Source organism: Pseudomonas sp. IT-P176, from assembly GCF_949767245.1.
Taxonomy (GTDB): Bacteria; Pseudomonadota; Gammaproteobacteria; order Pseudomonadales; family Pseudomonadaceae; genus Aquipseudomonas.
The window spans coordinates 167,643-184,183 of the sequence record NZ_CATKPN010000046.1 but is presented as its reverse complement, the minus strand read 5'-3'; the positions used below and the strand labels follow the sequence as shown (position 1 = coordinate 184,183).

The 16,541-nt window shown below is 62.2% G+C and carries 17 protein-coding genes; 12 read left to right on the top strand and 5 right to left on the bottom strand.

Translation table 11 applies throughout. The annotated features are described in order from the left end of the window. The 3 genes from ACM6IP_RS13510 to ACM6IP_RS13500 all read right to left on the bottom strand — a co-directional run bounded on the left by ACM6IP_RS13510 (position 1) and on the right by ACM6IP_RS13500 (position 2,947). Entirely contained in the window at positions 1-642 is a 642-nt protein-coding gene (locus ACM6IP_RS13510; RefSeq protein WP_095166279.1) for an oxidoreductase, read from the bottom strand. Positions 643-669: 27 nt separating this feature from the next. Further along, complete coding sequence (locus ACM6IP_RS13505; protein ID WP_414861649.1) at positions 670-2,388, bottom strand: C13 family peptidase; 1,719 nt, start codon at positions 2,386-2,388, stop codon at positions 670-672. Between the two features lie 103 nt (positions 2,389-2,491). Next, the gene (locus tag ACM6IP_RS13500) at positions 2,492-2,947 is read right to left on the bottom strand and encodes a MaoC family dehydratase (RefSeq protein WP_095166283.1); all 456 of its coding nucleotides are present in this window, start codon (positions 2,945-2,947) and stop codon (positions 2,492-2,494) included. Positions 2,948-3,130: 183 nt separating this feature from the next. On the opposite strand from ACM6IP_RS13500, the gene ACM6IP_RS13495 reads away from it, so the two are divergent. Genes ACM6IP_RS13495 through ACM6IP_RS13485 form a run of 3 tightly spaced genes read left to right on the top strand, consistent with a single transcriptional unit; the run spans position 3,131 to position 4,807 of the window. Further along, positions 3,131-3,493, top strand: coding sequence for a CidA/LrgA family protein (locus ACM6IP_RS13495; RefSeq protein ID WP_095166285.1), 363 nt, complete (start codon positions 3,131-3,133; stop codon positions 3,491-3,493). Beyond that, entirely contained in the window at positions 3,490-4,206 is a 717-nt protein-coding gene (locus tag ACM6IP_RS13490) for an LrgB family protein (protein WP_095166287.1), read from the top strand. Before ACM6IP_RS13495 ends, ACM6IP_RS13490 begins: the two co-directional genes overlap by 4 nt. A 10-nt stretch (positions 4,207-4,216) precedes the next feature. Then, positions 4,217-4,807 carry an LON peptidase substrate-binding domain-containing protein gene (locus ACM6IP_RS13485; RefSeq protein ID WP_095166289.1) on the top strand — a complete coding sequence of 197 codons (591 nt, stop codon included), beginning with the start codon at positions 4,217-4,219 and terminating at the stop codon, positions 4,805-4,807. Between the two features lie 7 nt (positions 4,808-4,814). Here ACM6IP_RS13485 and ACM6IP_RS13480 read toward each other — a convergent pair whose 3' ends face one another. Then, complete coding sequence (locus ACM6IP_RS13480) at positions 4,815-6,131, bottom strand: bifunctional DedA family/phosphatase PAP2 family protein (protein ID WP_320333088.1); 1,317 nt, start codon at positions 6,129-6,131, stop codon at positions 4,815-4,817. A gap of 43 nt (positions 6,132-6,174) precedes the next feature. Further along, positions 6,175-6,858: a DNA-3-methyladenine glycosylase gene (locus tag ACM6IP_RS13475; RefSeq protein ID WP_401127178.1), complete on the bottom strand. Its 684-nt coding sequence runs from the start codon at positions 6,856-6,858 to the stop codon at positions 6,175-6,177. Positions 6,859-7,045: 187 nt separating this feature from the next. On the opposite strand from ACM6IP_RS13475, the gene ACM6IP_RS13470 reads away from it, so the two are divergent. The 9 genes from ACM6IP_RS13470 to ACM6IP_RS13430 all read left to right on the top strand — a co-directional run bounded on the left by ACM6IP_RS13470 (position 7,046) and on the right by ACM6IP_RS13430 (position 16,487). Beyond that, positions 7,046-8,317, top strand: a complete 1,272-nt coding sequence (locus ACM6IP_RS13470; protein WP_414861648.1) for a glutamate-5-semialdehyde dehydrogenase — start codon at positions 7,046-7,048, stop codon at positions 8,315-8,317. Further along, on the top strand, positions 8,286-9,008 hold the full coding sequence (gene nadD, locus ACM6IP_RS13465; RefSeq protein ID WP_095166296.1) for a nicotinate-nucleotide adenylyltransferase: 723 nt from the start codon (positions 8,286-8,288) through the stop codon (positions 9,006-9,008). The genes ACM6IP_RS13470 and nadD overlap by 32 nt, the downstream gene beginning before the upstream one ends. 73 nt (positions 9,009-9,081) lie before the next feature. Continuing rightward, a complete protein-coding gene (gene rsfS, locus ACM6IP_RS13460) occupies positions 9,082-9,576 on the top strand; it encodes a ribosome silencing factor (protein WP_095166298.1) in 495 nt (164 codons plus the stop codon). A gap of 9 nt (positions 9,577-9,585) precedes the next feature. Then, positions 9,586-10,053 (top strand): 23S rRNA (pseudouridine(1915)-N(3))-methyltransferase RlmH, encoded by a 468-nt coding sequence (gene rlmH, locus ACM6IP_RS13455; protein WP_003185785.1) that lies wholly within the window; start codon positions 9,586-9,588, stop codon positions 10,051-10,053. A gap of 10 nt (positions 10,054-10,063) precedes the next feature. Further along, positions 10,064-11,959: a penicillin-binding protein 2 gene (gene mrdA / locus ACM6IP_RS13450; RefSeq protein ID WP_095166300.1), complete on the top strand. Its 1,896-nt coding sequence runs from the start codon at positions 10,064-10,066 to the stop codon at positions 11,957-11,959. Positions 11,960-11,990: 31 nt separating this feature from the next. Further along, positions 11,991-13,094 (top strand): rod shape-determining protein RodA, encoded by a 1,104-nt coding sequence (rodA, locus tag ACM6IP_RS13445; protein WP_162530240.1) that lies wholly within the window; start codon positions 11,991-11,993, stop codon positions 13,092-13,094. A 17-nt stretch (positions 13,095-13,111) separates the two neighbouring features. Continuing rightward, the gene (gene mltB, locus ACM6IP_RS13440; protein WP_095166304.1) at positions 13,112-14,122 is read left to right on the top strand and encodes a lytic murein transglycosylase B; all 1,011 of its coding nucleotides are present in this window, start codon (positions 13,112-13,114) and stop codon (positions 14,120-14,122) included. Between the two features lie 56 nt (positions 14,123-14,178). Then, a complete protein-coding gene (locus ACM6IP_RS13435) occupies positions 14,179-15,135 on the top strand; it encodes a septal ring lytic transglycosylase RlpA family protein (protein WP_371917574.1) in 957 nt (318 codons plus the stop codon). 194 nt (positions 15,136-15,329) lie between these two features. Further along, the gene (locus ACM6IP_RS13430; RefSeq protein ID WP_095166309.1) at positions 15,330-16,487 is read left to right on the top strand and encodes a D-alanyl-D-alanine carboxypeptidase family protein; all 1,158 of its coding nucleotides are present in this window, start codon (positions 15,330-15,332) and stop codon (positions 16,485-16,487) included. Positions 16,488-16,541 lie beyond the last annotated feature (54 nt).

Genomic DNA, 16,541 nt, shown 5'->3' with positions numbered 1-16,541 from the left:
CTACTTGCCCAGCTTGCGCAGTTCGTCCGATTCCACCACCCGTATCCCGTCCTGCTCCTCCAGCGCCAGGCGCCACATGGCGCGGGCCAGTTGGCAGGCTTCGATGCCGCGGTATTTACCCGGGATCAGCCTGGACAGCGGGCCGGCGAGTTGCTCGGCCAGGCGTGGCTCCAGGCGTTCGCCCAGTAGCAGGGAAGGCCGGCAGATAGTTAGCTGCGGCCAGTCTTGCGCGCGCAGGGCCTGTTCCATTTCCCCTTTGACGCGGTTGTAGAACACCGAGGATTTTGGGTCCGCGCCGATGGCGCTGATCACGATCAGGTGTCGTGCACCCATTTCGCGCGCCCGTTTGGCGAAGGCCACCACCATGTCCAGGTCGACCGCGCGAAATGCCGGTTCCGAACCGGCCTGCTTGATCGTGGTGCCCAGGCAGCAGTAGGCGATGTCTACCCGGCCATTGAGTTGAGGCAGGAACACGGTAGGGTCGCCGACTGGGTTTTCCAGGTGCGGGTGTTCCGCCAGCGGTCGGCGAGAGGGCGCCAGTACGCGACTGATGGTGGGCTCGTTGAGCAACCGGTCGAGCAAATGTTCACCGGTCAGGCCGGTGGCTCCAGCGAGCAGTACGTGCTGAGGCGTCAAGTACATAGTGTTTCTCCCTTGATACTGTTCAGCTTAGTTGCTCTTTGCATCCGTGTTGTTCAACGCCGCATTTTGCAGCGCTTTTCGTGCTTGCTGCTTGCGCAGTGCCTGCCAGCGCGCCAGAACCCCCTTGGGTGCCCAGATCTGTGGTTCAGAAGCTTCGAAGTTGTCTGCCAGTTCCCGTTCGGCAACCGTGGCCTTGGCCAGCTTGAAGGCTTGCTCGAGGTCGTCGGTCTGGTTCAGTGCCTGGGCGAACAGGGCATCGCCGAAGTAAGTGAAGTCCGCTTCCTCGGAGCAGCCGAACGACACCCGGTCAGCCCGCGAGGCGGTCATGACGAGCGTGCGCTCGTCTTTGAGGGCAGGTAGGAAACCTCCGGAGTAGCAGGCGGAAATCACGATGATCTTGTCGCGGTTTTTCAGCGGTGCCAAGACGGCGGCCAACTCATCGGCGGGCAGGTCGGCCAGCTCCATGCGCGGCTGGTCGAGTACCAGTTCGTGTTCGTGGGTGCCGTGGCTGGTCAGGTAGATGAACAGCAAGTCTTCCGGACCGCTGCGCTCGGCCAGGGTCAGGGCGGCGCGGCGCAGGTTTTCGCGGGTGGCCATGGGCCGGTCGCCGAGGTGGTCGCGGTGGTTGACCAGGCGGATCTGGCCATAGGCGCCGAAACGGCTGGCCAGCATGTTGCTGACGTAGTCGGACTCGCGCAGGAATACGCTCTGCTTGCCGTCGCCGCCGAGCGTCAGGCTGTACAGTTCGATCGCGGGGGTTGAGGCAGGCACATTGGCCAGCGCCTCATTGAGCAGGCGGCCCTGGGCCAGCAGGCCCAGCTCCAGGGTGTCGGGCAGCAATTTGCCGTCGGCATCACGCACGCGCTGGCCATTGATCCAGTCGCCGCTCTGCACCGTGCCGTCGGTCAGTACCAGCGTGCCGTGGCCCTGATAGCTGTCGTTGTCGAACTGGCCGACGTAGAAGCTGCCATCGGGCAGGTTCAGGCGCCCCTGGCCGGTGAAGCGCCAGTCGCTGAAGTGCCCGAGGTAGTGACTGTTGTCAGCGCCGATCAACTCGCCCTTGCCGCTGAGCGCGCCTTCCTTGAACTGGCCGATCCACACGTCGCCGTCGGCGTTTTCGTAGCGGCCCTTGCCGTGCAGTTGATTCTGTTTGAAGCCGCCGACATAGCTGTCGCCTTCGGCGCTGTTGAAGCTGCCAATGCCGTCCAGTTGGCTGTTGATGAAGTGGCCGCTGAACTGATTGCCGCTGACATCGCTGCGCTGGCCTTGGCCATTGGGTTTGCCGTGGGCGAACTGGCCCTGGTATTGGCTGCCGTCTTCGAGTTCCAGGCGACCGAGTCCGGAGTACTGGTCGGCCTTGAATTCGCCCCGGTAGGTCATGCCGTTTTCCTTGAGCGTGCCCTCGCCGTCGCGCCGCCCCAGCTTGAAGCCGCCGGTGTAGCTGCTGTCGCTGGTGGTCAGGGCGCCCTGGCCATGGAACAGCCCTTGCTGGAAGGCGCCGCGGTAGACCTCGCCATTGCTGCCGTGCCACTCGCCCTGCCCATGCCATTGGCCTTTGTCGAACTGGCCGGCGTACCAACTGCCGTTCGGGTAGTCGATGCGACCCTGGCCTTGCAGCAGCCCGTCGACCAGGTCGCCCCGATAGCGGCCGCCGTCGGGCAGGCGCGCGTCCGGCGGCAACAGCGATTCGCCGTCGCCACAGGCGGTGAGCAACAGGGTCAATGCGAGGGGTGCAAGTAAGCGCATAGCAGGATCCGGGTGATTAGGCGACCGAGTATGCCGCAGCTATGTGCCTGATAAATAGAGACGCGGTGCGAAACAGCAGCAACTGCTCCGCATCCGGCAGGGGTTACACGAACGCCAGTGACAGGGGTTCGGCGATATAGGCCGGTTTTTCCTGGCCTTCGATTTCCAGGGTGGCGGTGGCCTTGAGCAGCCATTGGCCGGGTTTTTTCTCGGTGACGTCGGTCAGTTCGACCTTGAGCCGGACCCTTGAATCGACTTTCACCGGCTGGATGAAGCGCACGCTGTCGAGGCCGTAGTTGACGACCATTTTCAAGTCCTGGGGCAGGACCATGATGTCTTCCATCAGTTTGGGAATCAGCGACAGCGACAGGAAACCGTGGGCGATGGTGCTACCGAATGGTGTCTGTGCGGCTTTTACCGGGTCAACGTGGATGAACTGAAAGTCGCCCGTGGCTTCAGCGAACAGGTTGATGCGCTCCTGGTCGATGGTGAGCCATTCGGAACGTCCGAGTTCCTTGCCGACATAATTCTTGAGCTCTGCAACGGGTACATAGGGCATTGAGACTCTCCTTGGGTTCATCGGTTTTATAGTTTTTTTTAGGGATCAGGAACCACCTTAGATCATCATGGCCACGGGTGCCGGTCAAGCTTGCATACCATTGGCGAATACCCATGCATAGCAGATGCCATGCTTATAATGGCAGGCCCGTTTTGGGGGGCGAGTTTTGTGGGGGGATGATTCATGTTGCTTCGCGGCCTGACCTGGCTGGTGCTGTTTCAATTGCTCGGCACGGCCATCAACCATTTGTTGTTGCCGGTGCTGCCGGGGCCGATTATCGGCCTGCTGCTGTTGCTGGTGTACCTGATCATGCGCGGCGAAGTCGGCGAGCCACTGAGCCTGGCTGCCGGCAGCTTGTTGCGCTATCTACCGTTGCTGCTGGTCCCGCCTGCGGTGGGGGTGATGGTGTATGCCGCGGATATCGCGGCTGACTTCTGGGCGATCGCCGGCGCATTGGTGCTGTCGTTGCTGCTGTCCATGGCCTTTGCCGGGGTGCTGATGCAATGGCTGGTCAAGCGCCAGGCTCGACGGGAGGAGCGCTCATGATGTTTGACTGGCAGGGCGCGGTGGCGGCAGTGATCCATCACCCGTTGTTCGGGATCGGCATTACCCTGGGGGCTTATCAGTTGGTGCTGGCGGCGTTCGAGAAAACCCGCTGGATCTTCCTGCAGCCGGTGCTGGTGTCCATGCTGCTGGTGATTGGCGTATTGCTCACCTGTGGCCTGACCTATGCCGAGTACCGTAAAAGCACGGAAATCCTCAGCATCCTGCTGGGGCCGGCGACGGTGGCCCTGGCGGTGCCGCTGTACCTCAACCTGCGGCGCATTCGCCAACTGTTCTGGCCGATTTTTACTACGCTGGTGGTAGGTGGGGTGGTCGCTACCGGCCTGTGCGTGTTGCTGGGCTGGTGGTTTGGCGCCGAACACATGATTCTGATGACTATGGCACCGAAGTCGGTGACCTCGCCCATTGCCATGCTGGTGGCCGAGCAGATCGGTGGCGTGGCGGCGTTGGCGGCGGTGTTTGTGCTGATCACCGGGGTGATCGGGGCGATTTTCGGCCCGGCGCTGCTCGATCGTCTCGGCGTCCATGGCCCCGAGGCCCGCGGCATGGCCCTGGGCATGACCGCTCATGCGGTGGGCACTTCAGTAGCCCTGCAGGAAAGTGAAGAGTGCGGTGCGTTTGCCGCGTTGGCGATGAGCCTGATGGGTGTGGCCACGGCGGTGTTGTTGCCGTTGGCGGTGTCGATGGTGGTGTAAGGACATGTCTATGAGTCTGGCGCTTTTCCCGCTGAATACGGTGCTGTTTCCCGGCTGTTTCCTTGATCTGCAGATTTTCGAGGCGCGCTACCTGGACATGATCAGCCGCTGCATGAAGCAGGGGGCAGGGTTTGGCGTGGTGTGCATTCTTGAGGGCGAAGAGGTCGGCCTGGCCCCGCAGGGGTATGCACTGGTCGGCTGCGAAGCGCGGATCACCGATTTCAAGCAGCAGGACAACGGCCTGCTGGGAATTCGAGTGCAGGGCGCACGCCGCTTCAATGTGTTGCGCAGCGAAGTGCAGCGCGATCAGCTGACTGTCGCCGAAGTCGAGTGGCTGGACGAGTTGCCCGAGCAGCCCCTGCAGGAAGAAGACGCAGACTTGATGGCCTTGCTCAAGGCGCTGGCCGAGCACCCGATGGTCGAGGCGTTGAACATGGGTACCGACGCCGCAGGCCAGCAGTCACTGGCCAACCAGTTGGCCTACTTGTTGCCATTCTCCGAGCTGGACAAGATCGGGCTGCTGCAGGTCGATGATCCGCAACAACGCCTGGATGCGATCCAGGCGTTGTTGGATGAGCTGCAGGGTGAGTTGTTCGCCTGATATTGCCTCAGTACGCGTAACGCATCATCGCGTGCGGCAGATTCTGCAGTGCGTAGAAGCCGAACAGCGCCACCATCACGGGCAGGATCAACCACCAGATTTTCGCCGGTAGCGGATTGAGCGGCGCCTGGCGCTGGCTCAGCCACAGGCTGGCGGCACACACGCAGGCTGCGAGCATGGCTCCGGCCACCACATCGGTCGGCCAGTGAGCCCCCAGGTAAACCCGCGACAGGGCAATGGCCAGGGCCGGCAGGCAACCGATCAGCAGCCAGGTCAGGCGCATGCGCTGGGGTTGTCCTCGACCCGCCAGCACGGCCAGGGTCAGGAACAGCGCAAACGAACCTGAGGCATGACCGCTGGGCATGCTGTAGCTGGTCAGTGGGTCGGTCAGGACTTCCGGGCGCATCCGCGCGAACAGCTGCTTGGTGGCGGTATTGGCCAGCGCAGTCACCAGCAAGGTACCGCCGGCGAACAGCAAGTGCCGCCATTGCCGCGTGGCCAGCAGCACCAGGGTCAGCGCCGCGCTGATCACCAGCATGTGCTTGAACTCACCGAGTTGGGTCAACATCACCGCGAACTCGTCGAGCAGCGGTTTGCGGTGTTCCTGCACCAGGGTCATCAGGCCTTGATCGAAGGCACCGAGGTGTGAGTAGCCGACAAACAGCCCGCCCAGTATCAACAGGCTCAGGCCGGCGATCAGCAGGGTAGAGCGCCGATGTCCGCGCAGGCCGCTGTTGATACCCAGGCCTACCAGCACCGCGATGCTGCCCACTACCAGCCCGGCCTGGGGCCAGAAACCCTCGGGCAATGGCAAGCGGATAGCCGCCCCGGTGGCCCAGCCCGGCAGCAGATAGGCCACGGCCCAGCCGGCACCTGCCAGCAGGCTGACGGCAAAAAAGCGCGGGAAGGGCATGTCGAACATCCCGGCGACCATTGGCAGCATCGGGCGCAACGGACCGATAAAACGCCCCACCAGCAAGCTGGCGATGCCATAGCGCTGGAAATAGGCTTCGGCACTGCCGATCCACTCTGGGTGGTGGCGCAAGCCCGGCAAGCGCCGGATGTTCTGATGGAAGTGCCGGCCGACGAAATACGACACCACGTCCCCCAGCACACCGCCGAGAAAGCCCAGCAGTAGGGTTTCCCCCAGCGACAGGGCGCCGCTGCCCGCCAGTACCGCAACGGCAAACAACAGGACGGTGCCGGGGACGATCAGGCCGGCAATCGCCAGACACTCAATGCAGGCCACGATAAATACGGCGGCCGCCAGCCATTGCGGGTTTGCCGTTAACCAAGCGGTCAGGCTATCGAGCCATGGGCCCATAGGTACAACTCCAGGATTGCTGTTGGCCCATCGAGGGCAGGAATCAGATCAGTAAATAGTCGCGGCCTTCGACCTGGCCGCGGCGTAGAGGGTTCCGTGTGCAATAGGGCGCGTAGGCACTGTCGACGAAGCGGTACATCAAGTGTTCATCGCGGCCGTGGGGGATGCCCAGGCGGGTGGTCTGGATCACATGGGTGGGCGGTCGGCCAAGGTCTTCGACAAACAGCACTTGATGGTCAAAGCGCTTGGCGTCCCAGGTCGGTACTTTCAGGCCCAGCGCCTTGCACAGTAGGGTCTGGCCGGCGCAGAGCTTCTGCGAGGGGCGCGGCCGGCCGTTGGCGTCGGGGTTGTTGAGCAGCATCTGGGCCAGGCTCGCTGGCCCCGAGACTTCGTCGACCCAAGGATAGGCGGACTTGATCAGTACCGCATTGCCGGGCCCGTGGGCGCTGAAGTTCAGGGAGTCGCCACCACGGGCGTAATACATATAGATGTGCCCGCCATCCAGAAACAAAGCCTTACGCTTTTCTGTGTAGCCGAGGGAGGCGTGACTGCCTTTTTCGTCGCAGTAATAGGCTTCGGTTTCAATAATTCGCGCCGAAAGCCACAAATCTCCAATCCGATGGCGGATCACCTTGCCCAGTAATTCGCACGCGAGCAATTGTGCGTCGCGGTTGAAAAAGCTGTCAGGCAGGGCCTTTGGCTGCGTGGGATGGGTCACAATGGTCATGGGCGGCAGCATTCAGAGAGCAAATGTGACGTTATGATAACAACCAGGGCCTTAATCCACGCTGAAGAGTGACTATTTGCTGTCCATTTCGACCATCCGCCCGTCACCGCTGTTAGTCGAGTGACGCGACAGCTATAATCTGCCGCTTTACTCTTTACCACGACCATAGCAAAGACCACTCCAGACTATGACTGAGTCCGTTCTTGACTACATGACCCGCTTGGGTCGCGCTGCGCGCGATGCTTCCCGCGTGATCGGCCGTGCCAGCACCGGGCAGAAAAACCGCGCCCTGCTGGCTGCCGCCAACGCCCTGGATGCCGCGCGTGCCGAGTTGACTGCCGCCAATGAGCTGGACCTGGCTGCTGGCCGGGCCAATGGCCTGGAGCCGGCAATGCTCGAGCGTCTGGCCCTGACCCCCGCACGCATCGACGGCATGATCGTCGGTTTGCGTCAGGTGGCGGCGCTGCCGGACCCGGTAGGCGCGATCCGCGACATGAGTTATCGGCCGTCGGGTATCCAGGTGGGCAAGATGCGCGTCCCCCTGGGCGTGGTCGGGATCATCTACGAATCGCGGCCCAACGTGACCATCGACGCCGCCAGCCTGTGCCTGAAGTCGGGCAATGCGACCATCCTGCGCGGTGGCTCGGAGGCGATTCATTCCAACCGTGCCATTGCCGCCTGCATCCAGCGCGGCCTGGCCGAGGCCGGCCTGCCGGCTGCCGTGGTGCAAGTAGTCGAGACGACGGACCGTGCCGCAGTGGGCGCGCTGATCACCATGCCGGAATACGTCGACGTGATCGTGCCGCGTGGCGGCAAAGGCCTGATCGAACGGATCAGTCGCGACGCCCGGGTGCCAGTCATCAAGCACCTGGACGGCATCTGCCACGTCTACGTCAGTGCCCACGCCGACCTGGCCAAGGCGCAGCGGATTGCGTTCAACGCCAAGACCTACCGCTACGGCATCTGTGGCGCGATGGAAACCCTGTTGGTCGACCAGGCGGTCGCCAAGGACTTCCTGCCGGCCATGGCTGCCCAGTTCCGCGAAAAAGGCGTCGAACTGCGTGGCTGCGAGCGGACCCGCGCAATCATCGAGGCCGAAGCGGCCACCGAGCAAGACTGGAGCACCGAGTACCTGGCGCCGATCCTGTCGATCCTGGTGGTCGATGGCCTGGACCAGGCCATCGAACACATCAACCATTACGGCTCGCACCATACCGACTCGATCGTCAGCGAACACCAGGGCGACGCCCGGCGTTTTGTGGCTGAAGTCGACTCGGCGTCGGTGATGATCAACACCCCGACCTGCTTTGCCGATGGCTTCGAATACGGATTGGGTGCCGAGATCGGCATTTCTACTGATAAGCTGCACGCCCGCGGCCCGGTGGGTCTCGAAGGTCTGACCTGCGAGAAGTACATCGTGGTCGGTGATGGCCAGTTGCGCGGTCAGGAGCCGGTCTGACTTGGGCGACCTCGAGCCGTCAGCCACAGTGACCCGCCAGGAACCCTGTCCCCGGCGCATTGGCGTGCTGGGCGGGACCTTCGACCCGGTGCACATCGGCCATTTGCGCGGTGCGCTGGAAGTGGCCGAGTCGCTGGACCTCGATGAGTTGCGCCTGACGCCCAGCGCCAGGCCACCCCATCGGGGTACGCCGCAGGTGTCGGCGCTCGACCGTCTGGCGATGGTTGAGTGCGCGGTAGCTGGAGTTGCACCCCTGGTGGTGGACGACCGCGAACTCAAACGCGACAAGCCGTCCTACACTATTGACACCCTGGAGCTGATGCGCGCGGAACTCGCCGCCGATGACCAGGTATTTTTACTTTTGGGCTGGGACGCATTTTGCGGCCTGCCCACTTGGCATCGCTGGGAAGAGTTGCTCCAGCATTGCCACATCCTGGTGCTGCAACGCCCGGATGCCGACAGCGAACCGCCGGATGCCTTGCGCAACCTGCTGGCCGCGCGCTCGGTGAGCGACCCGCTGGCCCTCAAAGGGCCGAGTGGACAGATTGCATTCGTCTGGCAGACACCGCTCGCGGTATCCGCCACCCAGATCCGTCAACTGCTGGCCAGCGGTAAGTCGGTACGTTTCCTGGTGCCCGACGCGGTCCTGGCCTACATCGATGCGCATGGACTTTACCGTGCGCCGAACTGAATAGGAGTGCCTCAAGGCACGTGGCAACAACGTGTATTGATGCGCCCGAACATACGAGCAAAACGAGTTTTATATGACTGACAAAGACCAAACCAAAGTAAAGCGTAAAGGCACGTTCAAGAGCGCCCCGCTGCCAGTAGAGGCACACACTGGCGTGATCCTGGCCGGCGAAGAGCTGGTCAAGGTTGCCGTAGCGGCCCTGGAAGACGTCAAGGCCCAGGACATCCAGGTGATCGACGTTCGTGAAAAGCAGAGCATCACCGACTTCATGATCATCGCCACCGGTACCTCCAACCGCCAGATCGGCGCGATGCTGGACAAGGTCCGCGAAGCGGTCAAGGCACAGGGCGTCAAGCCGCTGGGCGAAGAAGGCAAGGGCGACAGCGACTGGGTCCTGCTGGACATGGACGATGTCATCGTGCACATGATGACCGCCTCGGCACGCCAGTTCTACGACCTGGAGCGCCTGTGGGCCGGTGCCGAGCAAAGCCGTTCGGCCAGCGCCGCGCACCACAGCCCGGAAAACACCCATGAGCACTTCACCAAGCTCAACAAAGACCAGCTATAAGGGATCGCTGTGCGACTGCGACTGATCGCCGTCGGTTCACGCATGCCCAAATGGGTGGAAGAAGGTTGGCATGAATATGCCAAGCGTCTTCCGTCCGAGCTGGCGCTGGAACTGGTGGAAATACCGCTCAACACCCGGGGCAAGAATGCTGACGTGGCGCGTTTCATTCGCCAGGAAGGCGAAGCCATGCTGGCCAAGGTCGGGCCGAACGAGCGCATCGTCACCCTCGAAGTCCATGGCAAGCCGTGGAGCACTGAGCAACTGGCGGTAGAGCTCGATCGCTGGCGCCTGGACTCGCGCACGGTGAACTTCATGGTCGGCGGCCCCGAGGGGCTGGCGCCGGAAGTCTGTGCGCGGGCCGACCAGCGCTGGTCGTTATCGCCCTTGACCTTGCCGCACCCGCTGGTGCGCATCCTGATCGGCGAACAGCTGTATCGTGCCTGGACTGTTCTGTCCGGCCACCCTTACCACAAGTAGCTCTGCCCTCATGTCCCAGCCGATCCGCATCAAGGACCACGAAAAAGACGCCCGTCTGGTGCGTGGCCGCGTCGTGTTCGGGGCAATTGCAGTGGTGGTGCTGATCGGCGTGCTGATTGCGCGGCTGTATTTCCTGCAGGTGATCCAGTACGAGTACCACTCGACCCTGTCGGAAAACAACCGCGTCCACGTTCAGCCGATTCCGCCGACGCGCGGCCTGATCTTCGACCGTAATGGCGTGGTGATTGCCGACAACCGGCCCAGCTTCAGCCTGAGCATGACCCGCGAACGTTCCGGCGACTGGCAGCAGGTACTCGATGTGATCGTCGAGGTGCTGCAGCTGACGCCCGAGGACCGGGTGATCTTTGAAAAACGCATGCGCCAGGGACGTCGGCCGTTCGAGCCGGTGCCGATCCTCTTCGAGCTGACGGAGGAGCAGATTGCCCGTATTGCGGTCAATCAGTTCCGCCTGCCAGGCGTCGAAGTGGTTGCGCAGTTGGTGCGCCATTACCCCCAGGGTGCGCACTTTGCGCACTCGGTGGGCTACATGGGGCGGATCAACGAAAAAGAGCTCAAGACCCTCGATCCGGTGAACTACAGCGGTACCCATCATATCGGCAAGACCGGTATCGAACGTTTCTACGAACCCCAGTTGCACGGCCAGGTCGGTTACGAAGAAGTCGAGACCAACGCTCGAGGCCGGGTGCTGCGGGTACTCAAGCGCACCGATCCGATTCCCGGCAAGGACATCGTCCTGAGCCTGGACATCAAGCTGCAAGAGGCGGCGGAAGCGGCGTTGGGTGGCCGTCGTGGCGCGGTGGTGGCGCTGGACCCGAACACTGGCGAAGTACTGGCGATGGTCAGCCAGCCGAGTTTCGACCCGAACCTGTTCGTCACCGGTATCAGCTTCAAGGCCTATGCCGAGTTGCGTGACTCCATCGACCGGCCGCTGTTCAACCGCGTGCTGCGTGGCCTGTATCCACCGGGTTCGACCATCAAGCCGGCGGTGGCGATTGCCGGCCTGGACTCCGGGGTGGTGACGGCCTCCTCGCGGGTGTTCGACCCGGGCTATTACCAGTTGCCCAACTACGATCACAAGTACCGTAACTGGAACCGCTCCGGCGACGGTTTTGTCGACCTCGACACGGCGATCATGCGTTCCAACGACACCTACTTCTATGACCTGGCCCACAAGCTGGGGATCGATCGGTTGTCGACCTACATGGGCAAGTTCGGCATCGGCCAGAAGGTCTCGCTGGACATGTTTGAAGAATCGCCGGGGCTGATGCCGTCCCGCGAGTGGAAACGCGCCACCCGCCGCCAGGCCTGGTTCCCGGGGGAAACCCTGATCCTGGGGATTGGCCAGGGTTATATGCAGTCCACCCCGTTGCAGCTGGCCCAGGCCACGGCACTGGTAGCCAGCAAGGGCAAGTGGATTCGTCCGCACCTGGCCAAGACCATCGAAGGCGAAAAGCCGGTGGACGACAACCCGATGCCGGACATCATCCTGCGTGATCCGCTGGACTGGAACCGGGTCAACCATGGCATGCAGCAGGTGATGCACGGTGCTCGCGGCACGGCGCGCAAAGCAGCGATCGGCGCGCAATACCGGATCGCCGGCAAGTCGGGTACCGCCCAGGTGGTCGCGATCAAGCAGGGTGAGAAGTACGACCGCTCCAAGGTGCAGGAGCGCCACCGCGACCACGCCTTGTTTGTCGGGTTCGCGCCAGCCGACAACCCGAAAATCACCGTGTCGGTGATGGTCGAGAACGGCGAGTCCGGCTCCGGCGTCGCTGCGCCGGTGGTGCGTCAAATCATGGACGCCTGGCTCCTGGACCAGGACGGCCGGCTCAAATCCGAGTTCGCCAGCCCCAATACCGCGGAGGCTACGGCCCGTGAAGAGTAATTTTGATCGCATTCTCTCCAGCGAGGATGTGATGCGTCGCCGCGCGACGTTGTTGCAACGCATGCACATCGACGGTCCGCTGCTGATCCTGCTGCTGATTCTCGCGGCCGGCAGCCTGTTCGTGCTGTATTCGGCCAGCGGCAAGAGCTGGGACCTGCTGGCCAAGCAGGCGACCTCGTTCGGCATCGGCCTGGTGTCGATGGTCATCATCGCCCAGTTCGAGCCACGTTTCATGGCGCGCTGGGTGCCGCTGGGCTATGTGCTCGGCGTGGTGCTGCTGATCGTGGTCGACATCATGGGCCACAACGCCATGGGGGCGACGCGCTGGATCAACATTCCCGGGGTGATTCGCTTCCAGCCCTCGGAGTTCATGAAGATCATCATGCCGGCGACCATCGCCTGGTACCTGGCCAAGCGCACACTGCCGCCGCAGCTCAAGCACGTCGGGGTCAGCCTGATCCTGATCGGCATCCCGTTCATCCTGATCGTGCGCCAGCCGGACCTTGGTACCTCGCTGCTGATCCTTGCCGGTGGCGCCTTCGTACTGTTCATGGGTGGCCTGCGCTGGCGCTGGATCATCAGTGTGCTGGCGGCCACGGTCCCGGTGGCGATCGCCATGTGGTTCTTTGTCATGCACGACTACCAGAAGCAGCGCGTGCTGACCTTCCTCGACCCGGAGAGCGATCCGCTGGGCACTGGCTGGAACATCATCCAGTCCAAGGCCGCCATCGGCTCCGGCGGAGTATTTGGCAAGGGTTGGCTGCTGGGCACCCAGTCGCACCTGGACTTCCTGCCGGAAAGCCACACCGACTTCATCATCGCGGTGATGGGCGAAGAGTTCGGCCTGGTGGGCATTTGCGCCCTGTTGCTGATCTATCTGCTACTGATTGGCCGCGGCCTGGTGATTACCGCTCAGGCCCAGACACTGTTTGGCAAATTGCTGGCTGGCGCGCTGACCATGACGTTTTTTGTTTACGTTTTCGTCAACATCGGTATGGTCAGTGGCCTGTTGCCGGTGGTGGGGGTGCCGTTGCCGTTCATTAGCTACGGCGGAACTTCGCTGGTGACGCTGCTGTCAGCGTTTGGGGTTTTGATGTCGATCCATACCCATCGTAAGTGGATCGCGCAGGTTTGAATAAGGTGAAGAGTTCAATGCAAGTAATGCGTGGCTGGGCGACTCGATACGCTCCGTGGGTCGGCCTGGTAAGCATCCTTGGCACGGCGCCCATGGCGTTGGCCGGCGAATATGAAGGCTCGCCCCAAGTGGCCGAATTTGTCGGTGAGATGACCCGCGACTATGGTTTTGCCGGCGAACAGCTGATGGGCGTGTTCCGTGAAGCCCAGCGCAAGCAGGCGATTCTCGATGCCATCTCGCGGCCTGCCGAGCGGGTCAAGCAATGGAAGGAATATCGCCCGATGTTCCTCACCGATGCACGAATTGCCCGCGGCGTGGACTTCTGGCGTCAGCATGAGGCAGTGCTGGCCCGTGCCGAGCAGGAATACGGCGTGCCGGCCCAGGTGATTGTCTCGATCATTGGGGTCGAAACCTTCTTTGGCCGCAATACCGGCAACTATCGGGTAATCGATGCCTTGTCGACCTTGGGTTTCGACTACCCTCCACGTGCCGAATTCTTCCGCAAGGAGTTGCGTGAGTTCCTGTTGCTGGCGCGCGAAGAGCAGGTCGATCCACTGACGCTCAAAGGCTCATACGCCGGCGCCATGGGCTTGCCGCAATTCATGCCAAGCAGCTTTCGGGCTTATGCGGTGGATTTCGACGGCGACGGCCACATCAATATCTGGACCAACGCCGACGATGCCATCGGCAGCGTCGCCAGCTATTTCAAGCGTCACGGCTGGGAAGCCGGGCAGCCGGTGGTCAGTCTCGCCGAAGTGCGGGGCGATCAGGTCGACCAGGGCCTGACCACCGGGATCGAACCGACGAAAACCGTCGGGGAGTTGCGAGCGCTGGGCTGGTCGAGTCATGATGCGCTGCGCGACGATATGCCGGTCACCGCGTTTCGTCTGGAAGGCGACAATGGCCCTGAATACTGGATGGGCCTGAAGAATTTTTACGCGATCACGCGTTATAACCGCAGCGTGATGTACGCCATGGCCGTACATCAGTTGTCTGAACAGCTGGTCCAAGCACGGGGCGTCAAGTAATGCCGGCATTGCCAATCCGCAAACCCCTGAAGCTGGTGGCTTTCACCGCGTTGTCGATGCTCATGGTCAGTTGTTCGACCAGCCGTGCGCCGCAACCGCAGAAAGCCCCGCCCGCTGTCCGCGCCACGCCGGGACTGGACATCAACCGGGCTCACAAGGACGGCGCGCCGTGGTGGGATGTCGATGTGTCACGCATTCCCGACGCCACGCCAACCCTGCACACCGGGTCCTACAAGGCCAACCCCTACACAGTGCTGGGCAAGACTTACTACCCGATGCCCGAGTCCAAGCGTTATGTCGAGACAGGGACGGCGTCCTGGTACGGCACCAAGTTCCATGGCCAGAACACCGCCAATGGCGAAGTCTATGACCTGTACGGCATGAGTGCCGCGCATAAGACCCTGCCGTTGCCTGCCTACGTTCGCGTGACCAACCTGGACAACAAGCGCACGGTGGTGCTGCGGGTCAACGACCGTGGGCCGTTCTATTCCGACCGCATCATCGACCTGTCCTACGCCGCCGCGAAGAAACTCGGTTATGCCGAAACCGGTACTGCGCGGGTCAAGGTCGAAGGCATCGACCCGCAAGAGTGGTGGGCGGCCAAGGGCCGGCCAGCACCGTTGATGCTCAATGAGCCACAGGTCGCGCAAAACAGCGGGCCGGTGATCACCGCATCGACCGGCAAGGTCGAGCAATGGACCCCGCCGCCACAGCAGCACGCGGCAGCGGTCGTGCCGATGCAGATCAACGCTAAAAAAAACGCTTCTGTACCAGCCTCTGGCCAGTATCTGCAGGTGGGCGCGTTCGCCAACCCGGACGCTGCAGAGCTCCTGAGATCGAAGCTCAGCGGGATGGTGAGCGCTCCGGTGTTCATCAGCTCTATCGTGCGCAATCAGCAGACCCTGCACCGGGTTCGCCTGGGGCCTATCGGTTCGCCGGGTGAGATTACGCAAGTGCAAAACAGCGTGCGCCTGGCCAATCTCGGTTCGCCGAGCCTGGTCACGGCCGAGTAAGTAACACCTGATTCAAGGTTCGCTTGCAGTATTGGGGGGTGAACCTGAGTTGTTGGCTCGTAGTACAACAAAAGCCCGGCAAGGGTCAGTGAGTGAACAACTGAACACGCGACAACCCCAAGGCCCGTGCCGGGAAGGTTGTCAGATTAGTTTTGCCCGCGAGGGCAGTTTCCATTAGCGATTTCGAGAGACGGATGAACATCACCACCTTTGCCAAACGCCTGTGCCTGCTAGTCCCGCTGCTCCTCTCGCCGTCCGCTTTCGCGGCCGAGATGATGCCGTCGTCACCACAACTGGCCGCCAAGGCCTACGTGCTCATGGACGCCAGCAGCGGCAACGTGCTGGTCGAGAACAACGGTGACCAACGTCTGCCGCCGGCCAGCCTGACCAAGCTGATGACCGCGTACATCGCGACCCTGGAAATCCGTCGTGGCCAGATCGGTGAAAACGATCCGGTAACCGTCAGCGAAAACGCCTGGCGTACCGGCGGTTCGCGGATGTTCATCAAGGTCGGTTCGCAGGTGTCGGTCAGCGACCTGCTGCACGGCATCATCATCCAGTCGGGCAACGACGCCAGTGTCGCGCTCGCCGAGCACATCGCCGGCAGCGAAGACGCGTTCGCCGACATGATGAACAAGACTGCCGCTGACCTGGGCATGACCAACAGCCACTTCATGAACCCGACCGGCCTGCCAAACCCAGAGCACTACTCGTCGGCTCATGACATGGCCATCCTGGCACGCGCGATCATCCACGAAGACCCGGCTCACTACGCGATCTACTCGCAGAAAGAGTTCTTCTGGAACGGCATCAAGCAACCTAACCGCAACCTGCTGCTGTGGCGCGACAAGACCGTCGACGGTCTGAAAACCGGTCACACCGACGAAGCCGGCTACTGCCTGGTGTCCTCGGCGGTACGTGATGGCATGCGCCTGGTCTCCGTGGTGTTCGGCACCAACAGCGACACCGCGCGTGCAGCCGAAACCCAGAAGCTGCTGACCTACGGCTTCCGCTTCTTCGAAACCCAGACGTTCTACCAAAAAGGCGCCGAGCTGGCCCAGGCTCCTGTCTGGAAGGGCACCACCAACCAGGTCAAGGCTGGCCTGGCCCAAGACCTGACCATGACTCTGCCGAAAGGCCAGCTGAAGAAGCTCGCTGCCAGCATGACCATGAACCCACAACTGATCGCGCCAATCGCCAAGGGCGACGTGATCGGTAAAGTCGAAGTCAAGCTGGACGACAAGGTGGTGCACAGCGCCGACCTGATCGCGCTGGACGCCGTCGAGGAGGGTGGTATCTTGCGCCGCATGTGGGATAGCATCCGTCTATTCTTCTTCGGCTTGTTCAACTGATTTAGTGTGGACCTGCATGGCCCCGTTCCGACCTGGAGCGGGGCCATGTCCGTT

Bases quoted from the DNA above. Each gene is read 5' to 3' on its own strand.
- ACM6IP_RS13510 (WP_095166279.1), bottom strand. From the start codon at position 642: ATGTACTTGACGCCTCAGCACGTACTGCTCGCTGGAGCCACCGGCCTG.
- ACM6IP_RS13505 (WP_414861649.1), bottom strand. From the start codon at position 2,388: ATGCGCTTACTTGCACCCCTCGCATTGACCCTGTTGCTCACCGCCTGT.
- ACM6IP_RS13500 (WP_095166283.1), bottom strand. From the start codon at position 2,947: ATGCCCTATGTACCCGTTGCAGAGCTCAAGAATTATGTCGGCAAGGAA.
- ACM6IP_RS13495 (WP_095166285.1), top strand. From the start codon at position 3,131: ATGTTGCTTCGCGGCCTGACCTGGCTGGTGCTGTTTCAATTGCTCGGC.
- ACM6IP_RS13490 (WP_095166287.1), top strand. From the start codon at position 3,490: ATGATGTTTGACTGGCAGGGCGCGGTGGCGGCAGTGATCCATCACCCG.
- ACM6IP_RS13485 (WP_095166289.1), top strand. From the start codon at position 4,217: ATGAGTCTGGCGCTTTTCCCGCTGAATACGGTGCTGTTTCCCGGCTGT.
- ACM6IP_RS13480 (WP_320333088.1), bottom strand. From the start codon at position 6,131: ATGGGCCCATGGCTCGATAGCCTGACCGCTTGGTTAACGGCAAACCCG.
- ACM6IP_RS13475 (WP_401127178.1), bottom strand. From the start codon at position 6,858: ATGACCATTGTGACCCATCCCACGCAGCCAAAGGCCCTGCCTGACAGC.
- ACM6IP_RS13470 (WP_414861648.1), top strand. From the start codon at position 7,046: ATGACTGAGTCCGTTCTTGACTACATGACCCGCTTGGGTCGCGCTGCG.
- nadD (WP_095166296.1), top strand. From the start codon at position 8,286: ATGGCCAGTTGCGCGGTCAGGAGCCGGTCTGACTTGGGCGACCTCGAG.
- rsfS (WP_095166298.1), top strand. From the start codon at position 9,082: ATGACTGACAAAGACCAAACCAAAGTAAAGCGTAAAGGCACGTTCAAG.
- mrdA (WP_095166300.1), top strand. From the start codon at position 10,064: ATGTCCCAGCCGATCCGCATCAAGGACCACGAAAAAGACGCCCGTCTG.
- rodA (WP_162530240.1), top strand. From the start codon at position 11,991: ATGCGTCGCCGCGCGACGTTGTTGCAACGCATGCACATCGACGGTCCG.
- mltB (WP_095166304.1), top strand. From the start codon at position 13,112: ATGCAAGTAATGCGTGGCTGGGCGACTCGATACGCTCCGTGGGTCGGC.
- ACM6IP_RS13435 (WP_371917574.1), top strand. From the start codon at position 14,179: ATGCTCATGGTCAGTTGTTCGACCAGCCGTGCGCCGCAACCGCAGAAA.
- ACM6IP_RS13430 (WP_095166309.1), top strand. From the start codon at position 15,330: ATGAACATCACCACCTTTGCCAAACGCCTGTGCCTGCTAGTCCCGCTG.